The sequence below is a fragment of the Kitasatospora sp. CB01950 genome, assembly GCF_001905465.1.
GTDB lineage: Bacteria > Actinomycetota > Actinomycetes > Streptomycetales > Streptomycetaceae > Kitasatospora.
This window is the reverse complement of sequence record NZ_LISX01000008.1, coordinates 277,227-291,399: the sequence shown is the minus strand read 5'-3', so window position 1 is coordinate 291,399 and position 14,173 is coordinate 277,227. Positions and strand designations below refer to the sequence as shown.

Below are 14,173 nucleotides of genomic sequence, written 5' to 3'. Positions count from 1 at the left end.
GGAACGGACGACGGTCGACGACCGTCGTCCGTTCCGTCGTTCAGGCGGTCGGCTCCAGGCGGACCACCACGGCCTTGGAAGTCGGGGTGTTGCTGACGTCCGCCGTGGAGTCCAGCGGCACCAGCACGTTGGTCTCGGGGTAGTAGGCGGCCGCGCCGCCGCGCGCCACCGGGTAGTGCACCACCCGGAAGTGCGGGGCGCGGCGCTCCACGGCGTCCGTCCACTCGCTCACCAGGTCGACGAACTGCCCGTCGGCGAGGCCGAGTTCGGTCGCGTCGGCGGGGTTGACCAGGACCACGCGGCGGCCGCCGGTGATGCCCCGGTAGCGGTCGTCCAGGCCGTAGATCGTGGTGTTGTACTGGTCGTGCGAGCGCAGCGTCTGGAGCAGCAGGCGGCCCGGCGGGACGTCGGGGGCGGTGAGCGGGTTGACGGTGAAGTTGGCCTTGCCGGTGGCGGTGGGGAAGGTGCGGCTGTCGCGCGGGGCGTGCGGCAGGGCGAAGCCGCCGGGGCGGCGGACCTTGGCGTTGAAGTCGTCGAAGCCGGGGATCACCCGGGCGATGCGGTCCCGGACCAGGTCGTAGTCGCGGGCGAAGTCCTCCCACGGCGTGGGGTCCTGCGGACCGAGTGCGGCGCGGGCCAGCCGGCTGACGATGGCGACCTCGGAGAGCAGGCCGGGCGCGGGCGGGCGCAGGCCGCCGCGCGAGGAGTGCACCATGCCCATGGAGTCCTCGACGGTGACGAACTGCGGGCCGAGCGTGCTGACGTCCCGGTCGGTGCGGCCCAGGGTGGGCAGGATCAGTGCGCGGGCGCCGGTGATCACGTGCGAGCGGTTCAGCTTGGTGGAGACGTGCACGGTCAGCCGGCAGCGGCGCATCGCGGCCTCGGTGGCGTCGGTGTCGGGGCTGGCGGAGACGAAGTTGCCGCCCATCGCGAAGAAGACGCGTACTCGACCGTCGCGCATGGCCCGGATGGTGTCGACGGTGTCGTAGCCGTGGGCGCGCGGCGGCTCGAACGCGAACTCCTTGCCGAGGGCGTCCAGGAACGCCGTGCCGGGGCGTTCGAAGATGCCCATGGTGCGGTCGCCCTGCACGTTGCTGTGTCCGCGGACCGGGCAGACGCCCGCGCCGGGGCGGCCGACGTTGCCGCGCAGCAGCAGGAAGTTGACCACCTCGCGGATGGTCGGCACCGAGTGCTTGTGCTGGGTCAGGCCCATCGCCCAGCAGACGATGATCTTCTTCGAGGAGAGCACCAGGCGGTGCAGTTCCTCGATCAGCTCCCAGGGCAGGCCGGTGGCGGCGAGCGTGGCCGGACGGTCGAGGTCGGCGGCCTCGGCGGCGAACTCCGGGTAGCCGGCGCAGTGTTCGGCGACGAAGGCCTCGTCGACCGCGCCCGGGGTGGTGAGCAGCAGGTGGTTCAGCGCCCGGAACAGCGCGAGGTCGCCGCCGAGGCGGATCTGCAGGAAGAGGTCGGTGAGCTTGGTGCCGCCGCCGACCAGGCCGCGCGGGGTCTGCGGGTTCTTGAAGCGCTCCAGGCCGGCCTCGGGCAGCGGGTTGACGCTGACGATCTTCGCGCCGGCCCGCTTGGCGCGCTCCAGCGCGGAGAGCATCCGGGGGTGGTTGGTGCCCGGGTTCTGGCCCGCGACGATGATCAGATCGGCCTGGTAGAGGTCCTTCAGCGAGACGCTGCCCTTGCCGACGCCGAGGGTCTCGGTGAGCGCCGAGCCCGAGGACTCGTGGCACATGTTGGAGCAGTCGGGCAGGTTGTTGGTGCCCAGTCGGCGGGCGAACAGCTGGTAGGCGAAGGCGGCCTCGTTGGAGGTGCGGCCGGAGGTGTAGAACGCGGCCTCGTCCGGGGAGCCGAGCGCGGTCAGTTCGGCGGCGATCAGCGCGAACGCCTCGTCCCAGCCGATCGGCGTGTAGTGGGTGGCGCCCTCGTCGAGCAGCATCGGCGTGGTCAGGCGGCCCTGCTGGCCGAGCCAGTAGCCGGAGCGGTCGGCGAGTGCGGCGACCGGGTGGGCGGCGAAGAACTCCGGCGTTATTCGGCGTTCGGTGGCCTCCTCGGCGACCGCCTTCGCGCCGTTCTCGCAGAACTCCGCCAGGTGCGGCTTGTCGGGCTCGGGCCAGGCGCAGCCCGGGCAGTCGAAGCCGTTCGGCTGGTTGACCTTGCGCAGGGTGGACAGCACCCGGCCCGGCGACATCTGGTCGGCGGCCATCCGCAGGGTGTGACCGATCGCGGGCAGGCCGGCGGCGGCGTGGGCCGGGGGTCCGACGTGCGGCGCGTCCTGGGCGGGGTCGCGGTGCGGGGGCTGCTTGGCCATGGCGGACTCTCCGGAGGGCTCGGGGTGCTTGGAGCGTATCCGGTGCGGCGGCGGGTGTCGTGGGGTGGCGGTCAGGCGTCCTTCTGCAGTTCGGCGAGCAGTCGCCGGGCGACGGCGTCGTTCTGGCGGAAGGTCGGCGCGTCCGTGCGGGGGCGGGCGAAGGCGGCGGGGGCGCGGGTGGTGGTGGGTGCGCCGAGGGCGGTGCGGCGCGGGTGCGGGTGGCCGTCGAGGGCGGGGTCGAACAGCCGGGCGTCGGCGTCGGTGCGGATCAGGCCGGAGCGGTAGGTGTGGCCGTCCGGGTCGCCGAGGTGCTCCTCGGCGATCCGGCCCTCGTGCAGCAGGCGGCGCAGCAGCGGGTCGGCGGTGCGTTCCAGGGCGTGCCGGGGCAGGAAGGCGTCGACCATGGCGGTGCCGTGGACGTGGTGGCCGGGCAGTGCGGGGGAGGAGGCGCGGAAGCTTCCGTGCCGCTCGTCGAGGTGCACGTGCAGGTCGGGGCCGAGGAAGTGGAGCAGCCCGGCGTCGGCGAGGGCGAGCAGCTGGTCGAGCCGGAAGCCGGGCGGGCCGGAGGCGTAGAAGGAGAAGAAGCCGTTCCACCAGCCGTCGAGGTCGGCGGCGGTGGAGCGGGCGGTGAGCGGGTGCCGGGGCAGCAGCCGGACGAGTTGGCCGTACAGCGAGAGCAGGGCGTGGAAGGCGCCCAGGTCGGCGCTGTGCCGGGGGTCGGAGCGGCGGGCCAGGTCGGCGCGCAGGTGGGCGTGCAGGTGCTGCTGGAGCTCGGCGGGGTCGGCGACCCGCAGGCCGGCCAGCGGGCGGTCGAGCCGTTCCAGGTCGAGGCGGTCCTCCGGGTCGGGGACGGCGGCGGCGACCAGCGCCTCGCGCTGCGGGCTGTACCAGTCGAGCGGGTGGTAGGCGGCGAGGAACTCGGCCCAGGGCAGGGTGGTGCGTCCGGGGTGGCCGTGGAACAGCTCGTGGTAGTAGCCGAAGCCGATCTCCTTGGCCATCGCCGGCCACAGGTCGCGGCGGAACTCCAGTGGCCCGTCCGGGAGTCGGGTGTCCGGCCCGAAGTAGCGGGGTAGCGGCGGGGGCGGCCCCTGGAGCCGGTAGCCGGTCTTGGCGTGGTACGGGACGCCGCGCCGGGAGCCCGCGTACAGCACCGGCTCGCGGCCGGACGGGAGGTAGCGCAGGCCGCCGCAGGGCTGCCGGACGAAGCGGCCGCCGCGGCCCTCGGTGAGCAGCGCGACCAGGTCGACGAAGGCCAGGCCGAGGCCGCGGACGATCACCGGTGCGCCGGGGGCGAGGCCGTCCAGGTCGGCGTCGGCGGTGAACGCGGGCGGCAGGTAGGTGCGGCCGTGGCGGGCGGCGAAGGCGCGGGCGGCGGCCGTCCCGGGGTCGGGCGCGGAGTCGAGGTGGCCGAGCGCGAGGACCACCCGGTCGGCGAGCAGCACGGTGTCGGAGAGGTGGACGCGCTGCGGGCCGTCCGGATCGCCGGTGATCCGCCAGGCGGTGTCGCGGTGGACGAACAGCCTTACGGTGTCCGGGAGTTCGGCGGCGGCCCGGCGGAGCACCCAGTCCAGGTAGGCGCTCTGGGCGCGCCGGGTGGGGAAGTCGGTGGGCGCGAGGGTGCGCAGTTCGTCGGCGACGTCCGGGTCCTCGACCGGCCGGTACGGCGGGTGCGCGGCCGGCTCGGCGGCCCACTCGGCGAGCGACGGGCCGGGGCGGACCGGGCCCAGCACGGTGGAGCGCTCGTCGGTGAACATGGTGACGTCCTCGGCCATCGAGTTCATCCGCAGCAGCGGCGACTGCGCGTACCGCCAGATCCGGCCGCCGCCGGGCGGGTGCGGATCGACCAGGTGGACGTCCAACTCGACGCCGGGGGCGAGCAGTTCGGGCGCGTTGGCGGCGATCCGCTCCAGCAGGCCGGTGCCGCGCGGACCGGCGCCGACGACGACCAGGACGGGCACCCGGCTCACCGCCCGCCGGCCCGGCGCAGCGCCGCCCGGGCCCGCTGCCACGGGGTGGGCGGCAGCTCGGCGCGGGTGGAGCCGCGGGCGAAGTGCCGCTCCAGGTAGTACTGGCCGATCGAGAGCAGGCTGGTCACACCCACGTACCAGAGCGTCGCGACCATCAGCAGCGGGATCACCTGGTACGTCCGGTTGTAGATCAACTGGGCGGAGAACAGCAGGTCGTGGACGGCCAGGACGGAGATCACCGAGGTGCCCTTGAGGGTGCCGATCAGCATGTTCCCGGCGGGCGGCAGGATCGCCCGCATCGCCTGCGGCAGCACGATCCGGCGCAGCACCCGGCCGCGTCCGAGGCCGAGCGAGGCGGCCGCCTCCAGCTGGCCCTGGTCGACCGAGAGGACGCCGGAGCGCACCACCTCGGCGGCGAACGCGGCCTCGTGCAGGGTCAGCCCGATCACGGCGGTGAGCACCGGGCCGAGCAGGTCGACCGTCCGCAGCGAGAACAGCTCGCCGGCGAACGGGACGCTCAGTGCGAGCCTCGGGTACAGCGCGCCGATGTTGAACCAGAACAGCAGCTGGACCAGCAGCGGGGTGGCCCGGAAGATCCAGACGAATCCCCAACTCAGGCTCCGCAGCACCGGGTTGCCGGACAGTCGGGCCACCGCCAGGCCGGTGCCGAGGGCGAATCCGGCCGCCATCACGACGGCGGTCAGCCAGAGCGTCAGCCACAGGCCGCGCAGGATCGCGGTGGAGGTCAGGTAGGCGCCCACCACCGGCCACTCGAAGGCCGGGTTGCCGGCCAGTGAGCGCAGCAGCAGCCCGGTGGCGAGCAGCGCCAGGCCGCCGGAGACGTACCGCCAGGGGCGACGGCGGGGTGCGATCAGCAGCGGGTGGTCGGGCGGTGCCGGGGAGACCCGGGGGAGGGGTGGGGCGGTGGGCGAGGCCATGAGGGCTCCAGGGGCGGCGGGGCAGGCGGTGGCCGCATGCCGTCACTCACGCGCGCCGCGTCCCTCAACGCGGCTGGGCTCGGCGGCGGTTCGCGGCCGGGCCCGGGCAGTACTCGCTCCGCTCCGATGGTACGGGCGGGCCGCGCGGCACTGTCAAGAGCAGCCAGGTTTCGCCCCGTGAACGATGGTTGACGGATCATCGGGGCCACTGCTCAACTGTTCGACATGACTGCCGAGCAGCCCGACCTGGTGACGCGCGGACACATCGACTTCTGTCGGGTGTGGTCCGCCGCGTGTTGCGGCTGACCCGGCAGCGGGCCGCCTGACCGGCCCTTTCCTCTCCTCCGGGAGTCCTCCCTCGGTCGCCCCGTCGCGGGCCGGGAAGCCGTCCGTCCGGACGGTCCAACAGGCGTACGCTGCCGCCCTTTTCGCGTTCCCGCTCGCTCCGAGCCCCCCGGCGCCCCGTCACGCGCCGACCTGATTCCCGCTGAGTTCCCGCCGTTCCCGTCCCGCCCGCCGAGGCGTCCCCCCGGCATGCCCGGACGCGGAACCGCGCCGACCCGAAGAGGCCCGCCATGCCCGTCGAGTTTCTCGGAATCGCCGCCACCGGCGACGGTTCGGAGACCACCGCCCGCACCACCCACGCCTTCGACCGCGACTACACGCTGCGGCTGGCCCGCGCCCACGAGGACCACGGCTGGGACCGGGTGCTGTTCGCCTACGGCGCCGGCTCCCCGGAGCCCGCCGCCTCCGCCGCGTACCTCGCCGCCAAGCTCGACACCCTGCAGATCCTGCTGGCGCACCGCCCGAACGTCTCCTACCCGACCTTCGCCGCCAAGACCTTCGCCACCCTGGACCGGATCAGCGACGGCCGGCTCACCGTGCACTTCATCACCGGCGGCAACGACCACGAGCAGCAGCGCGAGGGCGACTTCCTGCCCAAGGACCGCCGCTACGACCGCACCCGGGAGTACATCCGGATCGTCAAGCAGGCCTGGACCAGTCGCGAACCCTTCGACCACGACGGCGAGTTCTACCGCTTCAACGACTTCGTCGCGGACGTCTTCCCGGTCCAGCTGCCCCGCCCGAACGTCTCCTTCGGCGGCTCCTCGCCCGCCGCCTTCGCGGCCGGCGGCGCCGAGGCCGACATCTACTGCCTGTGGGGCGAGCCGCTGGCCCGCACCGCCGAGCAGATCGAGCTGGTCGAGGCCGCCGCGAAGGCCGCCGGGCGCACCGACGTCCCGCGCATCCAGGCCGCGTTCCGGCCGATCATCGCGCCCACCGAGGAACTCGCCTGGGAGAAGGCGCACCGCACGGTCGGCACGATCAGGGCCCGGCGGGAGAGCAGCGACCTGGTGCGCCGCCGCCAGGCCGCCGACCGGCAGCCCGAGAACGCCGGCTCGCAGCGGCTGCTGGAGATCGCCGAGGCCGGCGAGCGCTACGACCGCGCCCTGTGGACGCCGACCGCCGCCGCGACCGGCGGCGCGGGCAACTCCAACGCGCTGGTCGGCACCCCCGAGACCGTCGCCCAGGCACTGCTGGACTACTACGACCTCGGCGTGGAGATCCTCTCCGCCCGCGGCTACGACCACATCGACGACGCCATCGACTTCGGCCGGTACGTCATCCCGCTGGTGCGCGAGGAGGTCGCCAAGCGCGACGCCGCCAAGGCCGGGGCGGTCCCCGCGTGAGCAGCACGCTGACCGTCGAACGGGCCGTCCTCGGCGATCCCCGCACCGAACCGCTGATCCGCGAACTCACCCACGAGTACGTCACCCGCTACGGCCCGGGCGGCCACGAGGAGATGGCCCGCCACCCCGCCGAGGAGTTCGTCCCGCCGCACGGCCTGCTCCTGCTGCTGCTCCGCGACGGCGAACCCGTCGCGGGCGGCGCCTACCGGCGCTACGACGCGCGGACCGCCGAGCTGAAGCGGATGTGGACCGGCGCCGAGCACCGCCGCCAGGGCCACGCCCGCCGGGTCCTCGCCGCACTGGAGTCCGCCGCCCGGGAGGCCGGCTACCGGCGGATCTTCCTCACCACCGGCTGGCGCCAGCCCGAGGCCAAGGGCCTCTACCTGGCGGCCGGCTACACGCCCCTGTTCGACGTCACCGAGCAGCCGGAGGAATCCCGCCCGCTGCCGTTCGAGAAAGACCTGGCCGCCGCCGCGGCGGCCGGAAAGGCCCCGCTCCGATGAGACGCTTCCACCGCCGACTCCCGTTCGCACCCGCCGTGGCGGCCGTCCTGCTGCTGTCCGGCTGCGGCTCCGACCCGACGGCCGGTCCGGCGGCCGCGCCGGTCGGCGTGCAGCCGAGCCAGGACGCGCTGGGCCAGGTGCGGAAGGACGACGCGGCGGCCGCCCTGCTGCCCGCCGAGGTGCGCGCCGCCGGCACCCTCAAGCTCGGCGGCTCGATCGGCACCCCGCCCGGCGCCTACTACCCCGACTCCTCCCAGCACCGCCCGGTCGGCCTGGACGTGGACATCGTCGACGGCGTCGCCAAGGTGCTCGGGCTGACGGTGCAGCGCGAGGACGCCGCGTTCGAGACCATCCTGCCCGCGCTCGGCAGCGGCAAGTACGACGTCGGCACCGGCAACTTCGGCGTCACCGAGGCCCGGCTGAAGACCGTCGACTTCGTCACCTACATCGACGACGGCCAGGGCTTCGCGGTGCGCGCCGACAACACCGCGCTGACCGACGTCACCGACCTGACCCAGCTGTGCGGACTGACCGTCGGCACCGGCGCGGGCACCACCTTCGAGGCCACCCTGAACGCCAAGAAGGACGTCTGCCCGCAGGCCGGCCGGAAGCCCTACGAGGTGAAGGCGTTCGCCGAGAGCGGCGCCACCGTCACCGGCCTCCAGCAGGGCCGGCTCGACGTGGTGATGTCCACCATCAACGGCCTGCGCTACCAGGCCGCCCAGCCCGGTGCGAACGTGCGCTTCCTCGGCGAGTACCACCGCCTCGACGTCGGCTTCGCGTTCAAGAAGGGCTCGCCGCTCACCCCCGCCTTCCAGGCCGCCGTCAACCGCCTCATCCAGGACGGCAGTTACCAGAAGATCCTCGCCAAGTGGGGCACCACCGACTCGGCGATCACCGAATCCCGGATCAACCCGCCCGAGCACTCCTGACCCCGGAGCCCCCGCGATGACCGCCACCACTCTCGACACCCCGCGACAACAGGACGACGGCACCGCCGAGTTGCCGATCGTCCCGCACCGCCGGCCCTGGCGGCTGGTGGCCGGCCTGGCCGCGCTGGTGCTGGTCGCCCAGTTCCTGCACGGCCTGGCCGTCAACCCCGGCTGGGACTGGCCGACCTTCCGCGCCTTCGTGTTCTCCGACAGCATCCTGCGCGCCGTCGGCGTCACCCTCCAACTCACCGCCTGGGGAACGGTGCTGGGCTTCGCCCTGGGCGCGGTCGTCGCCGCGCTGCGACTGTCCGGCAGCCCGATCCTGCGCACCATCGCCTGGACGTACGTGTGGGCGTTCCGGTCCATTCCGCTGATCGTCCAGCTGGTGTTCTGGTTCAACCTCGCCTACCTGTACAAGCGGATCGGCATCGGCATCCCGTTCGGCCCCAGCTTCGTCTCCTTCGGCACCATGGACCTGCTCGGCGCACTCGGCGCCGCCGTCCTCGGCCTCGCCCTGCACCAGGCCGCGTACGCCGCCGAGATCATCCGCGGCGGCGTCCTCGCGGTGGACGCCGGGCAGCTCGAAGCGGCCGCCGCGCTCGGCATCCCGCGCTTCCGGCAGGCCTGGCGGATCGTGCTGCCGCAGGCCATGCGCGGCATCCTGCCGAACGCCGCGAACGAGGTGATCTCGCTGTTCAAGGGCACCTCGATCGTCTACGTGATGGCGATCGGCGAACTCTTCTACCAGGCGCAGGTGATCTACGGCCGCACCGGCCGGGTGGTGCCGCTGCTGATGGTCGCCACCGCCTGGTACGTGCTGCTCACCACCGCCCTCTCCCTCGTCCAGTACCGCGTCGAGCGCTACTTCGCCCGCGGCAGCGAACGCACCCCGCCGCCCACCCCCTGGCAGCGCCTGCGCGCCGCCGTCACCGAGATCCAGGAGAAACGAGCATGAGCAGCGGCACGGCGATGGTGGAAGTACGCGGCGTCCACAAGCGGTTCGGACGGCTGGAGGTGCTGCGCGGCATCGATCTCGACGTCCGGCCCGGCACCGTCACGGTGGTGCTCGGACCGTCCGGCTCCGGGAAGTCCACCCTGCTGCGGGCCATCAACCACCTGGAGAAGCTCGACCGCGGCCACGTCCGGGTGGACGGCGAACTGATCGGCTACCGGAAGGCCGGCGACCGGCTGCGCGAACTGCCCGAACGCGAGGTGCTCAAGCAGCGCACCCGGCTCGGCTTCGTGTTCCAGAACTTCAACCTGTTCCCGCACCTCACCGTGCTGGAGAACCTCGTCGAGGCGCCCGTCGGCGCGCTCGGCGTCCCCCGCGAACAGGCCCGCGCCCGGGCCCGCGAGCTGCTGGCCCGGGTCGGCCTCGCCGACAAGGCCGACGCCTACCCGCGCCGGCTCTCCGGCGGCCAGCAGCAGCGCGTCGCCATCGCCCGGGCGCTCGCCCTGGAACCCAAGGTGCTGCTGTTCGACGAACCGACCTCGGCGCTCGACCCCGAACTCGTCGGCGAAGTCCTCGACGTCATCAAGGACCTGGCCCGCACCGGCACCACCATGATCGTGGTCACCCACGAGATCGGCTTCGCCCGCGAGGTCGCCGACACCGTGGTGTTCATGGACGGCGGAGTGGTGGTCGAACAGGGCCCGCCCGCCCAGGTGCTGGACGCGCCGCAGCACGAGCGCACGCGCGCCTTCCTCGCCAAGGTCCTCTGAGCCCTCGTTGTCCGTAAGTCTGTTTTTCCGTAAGGGAGTTGTCGTCGTGATCGCTGGTCTTCGTCGCAGTGCCGGTCCGGCCGCCCTGGCCCTCGCCGCCGCCTTTCTGCTCGCCGCCTGCGGCTCCGGCGGCAACGCCGCCGCCGACCTGGGCGGGTCCGGCGCGGGCACCGCGCCCAACGGCGTCAAGGTCAACCTGACGCCCGAGCAGCACCGGGTCACCACGCCCAAGGTCGACGCGATCGCCGCGCTGGTGCCCGCGGAGGTCCGCCGAAGAGGCACCCTCCAGGTGGTGGACAACCTCGGCACCGTCCCACCGCTGGACTTCCACGCCACCGACGACCGCACCATCATCGGCGCCGAACCCGACCTGGCGTACCTGATCGGCAACGTCCTCGACCTGAAGGTCGAACTCACGCCGGTCTCCTGGGAGAACGTCTTCGTCGGCCTGGACAGCGGCAAGTTCGACGTCGGCATCACCAACATCACCGTCACCGAGGCCCGCAAGGAGAAGTACGACTTCGCCACCTACCGGCTCGACATCCTCGGCTTCGAGGCCAAGAAGGGCGGCAGCTGGAAGGTCAAGGGCCCGGCCGACGTCGCCGGACACACCATCGGCGTCGCCTCCGGCACCAACCAGGAGAAGCTGCTGCTCGCCTGGAACGAGCAGAACGTGAAAGCCGGCCTCAGGCCGGTGGACGTGAAGTACTTCCAGACCTCCTCCGACTACTACCTGGCCCTCGGCTCCGGCCGGATCGAGGCCTGGCTCGGCCCCAACCCGTCCGGCGCGTTCCACGCCGCGCAGACCGGCGAGACCGAGATCATCGGCACCTACTCGGGCGCCGGCGACCAGGTCCTCGGCAAGATCGCGGCCACCACGAAGAAGGACAACGGGCTGGTGAAGGCGCTCGGCGCGGCCATCGACGAGCTGATCAGGAACGGGAGCTACGGCGAGGTGCTGAAGCGCTGGGGCCTGGACAACGAGGCCGTGCAGAGCTCCGAGATCAACCCGCCGGGCCTGCCGAAGACCGACTGACGGGCGCCCCGGGCCCCGCCCAGCCGTGCGGGATGCGTTCCAGCACCCCGCCCGCGAACACGTCGTACAGCGGCAGCGGCTCCAGGTGCACGTAGCCGATGTGGCAGTCGCACTCGCCCAACGGACAGGCCCGGGGCCGCAGTTGGGCCCGGTATGAGTCGTCGTACAGGTTGCCCAGCGGCGGTCGGACGAAGTGGCAGCGGCGCACCGTGCCGTCCCCGTCCACCGAGACCACGCTCTCCCCGGTGCGGCACGGCAGGCCCGCGCTGCGGTGCGGGTGGCGGCTGTAGCCGAACAGCGGGTCCAGCGCGGTCCACTCGGCCGCCTCGGCGTCGGTGTACGTGAGGCCGTCGGCGGCGTTCACCCACAGGTAGACGGACGGCGGCAGGGCGGCCCGCAGCCGGCGGGCCGCCGCCAGGTGCTCCGGCTGCCCGACCACGCCGACGCTGAACCGCACGCCCAGCGCGGTCAGTTCGGCGCACTTGGCGAGGAATCGCTGCTCCGTCACCTGGCCCGGGTGGTACGTCACCCAGAGCGCCAGCTTCGACAGGTCCGCCTCGGCCAGCCAGCCGGTGCGGCAGCTCGCGTTGGTCTGGATCGCCACCCGCTCCAGGTGCGGCAGCCGGCTCAGCTCCACCATCGCCCGGCGGTACCAGGACCGCACCAGGCCCTCGCCCCACGGCGTGAACAGCACCGAGAGCGGCCCGTGTTCGTACGCCGCCGCCCAGGCGGTGAACCGCTCCAGCGCCGCCCGGTCGGTGCGCAGCAGCTCCGGGGAGTCCCGCCGCTTCGCGAACGGGCAGTACGGGCAGTCGTAGTCGCACGACGACAGCGGGCCCCGGTACAGGATCGTCAGCGCGCTCATTTCGGCGAGTACTCCGTCATCCGCGCGCGCACCCCGGCGGAGAACAGCCGCGGGCCGATCGCGTCCGACCAGGCCAGGCCCTCCGGGCTCAGCAGCAGGCTGTTCTGCGCGTCGCCGGCCAGCCAGCCGTGGGCGGCGAACTCGGCCAGTTCGGCCGGGAAGTCCTGCTCCGGGGTGCTGCCGAAGCGCTCGCGGTAGGCGGTCAGGTCGACGCCCTCGCCCTGCAGGAGGGACTGCACCAGGTGGCGGCGGCGGGTCTCCTCGTCCGTCATCTCCCAGCCCAGTTCGGCGCGCGAGAAGTCCGGGGCGGCGACGTAGTCGTCGATGATCCGGCGCACCTCGCGGGCGTCGACCGCGTAGTCGAAGGAGTAGTGCAGCTTCGAGGTGTACGAGCGGGCCCCGCAGCCGAGGCCGACCATGCCGTCGGTCTGGCAGGCGTACTCGCCGGTGCTCGCGGTCGCCCCGTCGGCCCGGCGGAACATCCGCATGGACACCTGCCGGTAGCCGTTCGCCAGCAGGTGGTCGCGGCCGGCGCGGTAGAGCGTCAGGCGTTGGACGTCCCAGTCCAGGGTGCCGTCGGCGGTGGCGGTGGGCGCGGCGGTGGGCGCGGTGTGGCGGCCGAGGCCGGTCAGGGGGCGGACGTACAGCGGGTAGAGGTAGAGCTCCTCCGGCCGCCAACTCAGCGCCGCGTCCAGGGACTTGATCCAGCTGACCACGGTCTGGCCGTCGATGCCGTAGATCAGGTCGATGTTCAGCACCGGGAAGCCGGCGTCGCGGACCCGGCCGAGGGCCGCCTCCACCGCCGCCCGCTTCTGCGGCCGGACCGCCGACTTCGCCTCCTCGTCCAGGAAGGACTGCACGCCCAGGCTGAGCCGCGTGGTGCCGCGCTCGGCCAGCACCCGCAGGCGGTCGGCGGTGGCGGTGTCGGGGGAGGCCTCGACGGAGAGCGGGATCGCGGTGAGGTCGGCGCCCATGCGGTGCTCGGCGATGTCGCACAGCCGCTCAAGCTCGGACGCCGTCAGGTAGGTCGGCGTGCCGCCGCCGAACGCGGCGAGGGCGAACCGGGCGTCGGCGGCGAGCGCCTCGCGCACCTGGCCGGCCTGCCGCTCCAGCGCGTCCAGGTAGGCCGTGGTCAGGCCCTCCGGGCTGCCGATCCGGGTGAACAGGTTGCAGAAGCCGCAGCGCACCTCGCAGAACGGGATGTGCAGGTAGAGCGAGAGGGCGTCCTGCTTCTCGCCCCGCCACAGCTCGGCCAGCGGCGGGCGGTCGGGGAGCGGACGGTACGCCGTCTTGTGCGGGTAGGCGTAGACGTAGGACTGGTACGGGGATTCGGACGCGGTCGGTGTCGTCATCGGTCCTGCCTCGGGGGAGCGGCCGGGAGGGTGAAGTGTGCGTACGGCACCGTCCAGACCACCTCGTGGCCGATCCGGTGACCGGTGTAGCCGTCCTCGCCGTACGCCGTGCCGTGGTCGGAACAGACGATCGCGAAGCACGGGCGGCGCGCGGACATCGCCGCGAACAGCCGCCCCAGGTGCGCGTCCACGTACTCCAGTGCTGCGGCGTGACTGGCCCGCGAATCGCCGTCCTCGCGGGTCGCGCCCGGGAGGTGGAACCAGTTCGGCTGGTGCAGGGCGGAGACGTTGACGAAGAGGAAGAGCGGCCGGTCCGGGGGCTGCTCGGCGGCGACCCGCTCCGCCACCGCCACCTGCGACTCGAACGAGGTGGCGGACGGGACGCCCAACTCCGGTGCCCAGTGGCTCTCCTGGAACAGGCCGGGGAGGACGGAACCGAGCGGGCCCTGCTTGTTGAAGAAGCCGACACCGCCGATGCAGACCGTGCGGTAGCCGACCCCGGCGAGAGCCGACGGCAGATCGGGGGCGTCGAACACCCAGGTGCGGGACTCGGTCGACTCGGAGCCGGCGAAACGCGCGGCGAAGAGCCGCGGGTGCGGGCCGTCGGGGGACGCCGGCGTGGGCAGGAAGCCGGCCAGGATCGCCTGGTGGGCGGCGTAGGTGAAGCTGCCGGGGGAGTGGCGGCGCTCCCAGACGCCGTTCGGGATCACGCGGGCGAGGTGGGGGAGACGGCCGGCGGCGAGAAGTTCTTCGGCGACGTCGAAGCGGAGGGTGTCGAGGGTGACGAGGAGGAGGTCGTGGGTGCCGACGATCTCGTTCATGTTCGGTATGTCGTGGTGCAACGAGGGTT

12 protein-coding genes are annotated in these 14,173 nt (G+C 73.1%); 6 read left to right on the top strand and 6 right to left on the bottom strand.

Annotated elements, in window-relative coordinates; genetic code table 11:
- Positions 1-40: 40 nt before the first annotated feature.
- From AMK19_RS21760 to AMK19_RS21750, 3 genes are all read right to left on the bottom strand, one after another.
- The gene (locus AMK19_RS21760) at positions 41-2,317 is read right to left on the bottom strand and encodes an FdhF/YdeP family oxidoreductase (RefSeq protein WP_073814305.1); all 2,277 of its coding nucleotides are present in this window, start codon (positions 2,315-2,317) and stop codon (positions 41-43) included.
- A 71-nt stretch (positions 2,318-2,388) separates the two neighbouring features.
- The gene (locus AMK19_RS21755) at positions 2,389-4,275 is read right to left on the bottom strand and encodes an FAD/NAD(P)-binding protein (protein ID WP_198953404.1); all 1,887 of its coding nucleotides are present in this window, start codon (positions 4,273-4,275) and stop codon (positions 2,389-2,391) included.
- A 5-nt stretch (positions 4,276-4,280) separates the two neighbouring features.
- Positions 4,281-5,222, bottom strand: coding sequence for an amino acid ABC transporter permease (locus AMK19_RS21750; RefSeq protein WP_073814302.1), 942 nt, complete (start codon positions 5,220-5,222; stop codon positions 4,281-4,283).
- A 575-nt stretch (positions 5,223-5,797) separates the two neighbouring features.
- Here AMK19_RS21750 and AMK19_RS21745 point away from each other — a divergent pair.
- The 6 genes from AMK19_RS21745 to AMK19_RS21720 are packed head-to-tail and all read left to right on the top strand — an operon-like array spanning position 5,798 to position 11,106.
- The gene (locus AMK19_RS21745; RefSeq protein WP_073814300.1) at positions 5,798-6,913 is read left to right on the top strand and encodes an LLM class flavin-dependent oxidoreductase; all 1,116 of its coding nucleotides are present in this window, start codon (positions 5,798-5,800) and stop codon (positions 6,911-6,913) included.
- Entirely contained in the window at positions 6,910-7,416 is a 507-nt protein-coding gene (locus AMK19_RS21740; RefSeq protein WP_073814298.1) for a GNAT family N-acetyltransferase, read from the top strand. The genes AMK19_RS21745 and AMK19_RS21740 overlap by 4 nt, the downstream gene beginning before the upstream one ends.
- Positions 7,413-8,348, top strand: coding sequence for an ABC transporter substrate-binding protein (locus AMK19_RS21735; protein WP_073814296.1), 936 nt, complete (start codon positions 7,413-7,415; stop codon positions 8,346-8,348). The genes AMK19_RS21740 and AMK19_RS21735 overlap by 4 nt, the downstream gene beginning before the upstream one ends.
- 16 nt (positions 8,349-8,364) lie before the next feature.
- Positions 8,365-9,303 carry an amino acid ABC transporter permease gene (locus AMK19_RS21730; protein ID WP_073814294.1) on the top strand — a complete coding sequence of 313 codons (939 nt, stop codon included), beginning with the start codon at positions 8,365-8,367 and terminating at the stop codon, positions 9,301-9,303.
- Positions 9,300-10,070 (top strand): amino acid ABC transporter ATP-binding protein, encoded by a 771-nt coding sequence (locus AMK19_RS21725; protein WP_073814292.1) that lies wholly within the window; start codon positions 9,300-9,302, stop codon positions 10,068-10,070. The genes AMK19_RS21730 and AMK19_RS21725 overlap by 4 nt, the downstream gene beginning before the upstream one ends.
- Before the next feature lie 46 nt (positions 10,071-10,116).
- The gene (locus AMK19_RS21720) at positions 10,117-11,106 is read left to right on the top strand and encodes an ABC transporter substrate-binding protein (protein ID WP_443135031.1); all 990 of its coding nucleotides are present in this window, start codon (positions 10,117-10,119) and stop codon (positions 11,104-11,106) included.
- On the opposite strand, the gene AMK19_RS21715 is transcribed toward AMK19_RS21720, so the two are convergent.
- The 3 genes from AMK19_RS21715 to AMK19_RS21705 are packed head-to-tail and all read right to left on the bottom strand — an operon-like array spanning position 11,075 to position 14,144.
- Positions 11,075-11,971, bottom strand: a complete 897-nt coding sequence (locus AMK19_RS21715) for an STM4011 family radical SAM protein (RefSeq protein ID WP_073814290.1) — start codon at positions 11,969-11,971, stop codon at positions 11,075-11,077. The genes AMK19_RS21720 and AMK19_RS21715 overlap by 32 nt on opposite strands.
- Positions 11,968-13,323: an STM4012 family radical SAM protein gene (locus tag AMK19_RS21710; RefSeq protein ID WP_073814288.1), complete on the bottom strand. Its 1,356-nt coding sequence runs from the start codon at positions 13,321-13,323 to the stop codon at positions 11,968-11,970. The genes AMK19_RS21715 and AMK19_RS21710 overlap by 4 nt, the downstream gene beginning before the upstream one ends.
- Entirely contained in the window at positions 13,320-14,144 is an 825-nt protein-coding gene (locus tag AMK19_RS21705) for an STM4013/SEN3800 family hydrolase (RefSeq protein WP_073814286.1), read from the bottom strand. Before AMK19_RS21705 ends, AMK19_RS21710 begins: the two co-directional genes overlap by 4 nt.
- Positions 14,145-14,173: the final 29 nt, after the last annotated feature.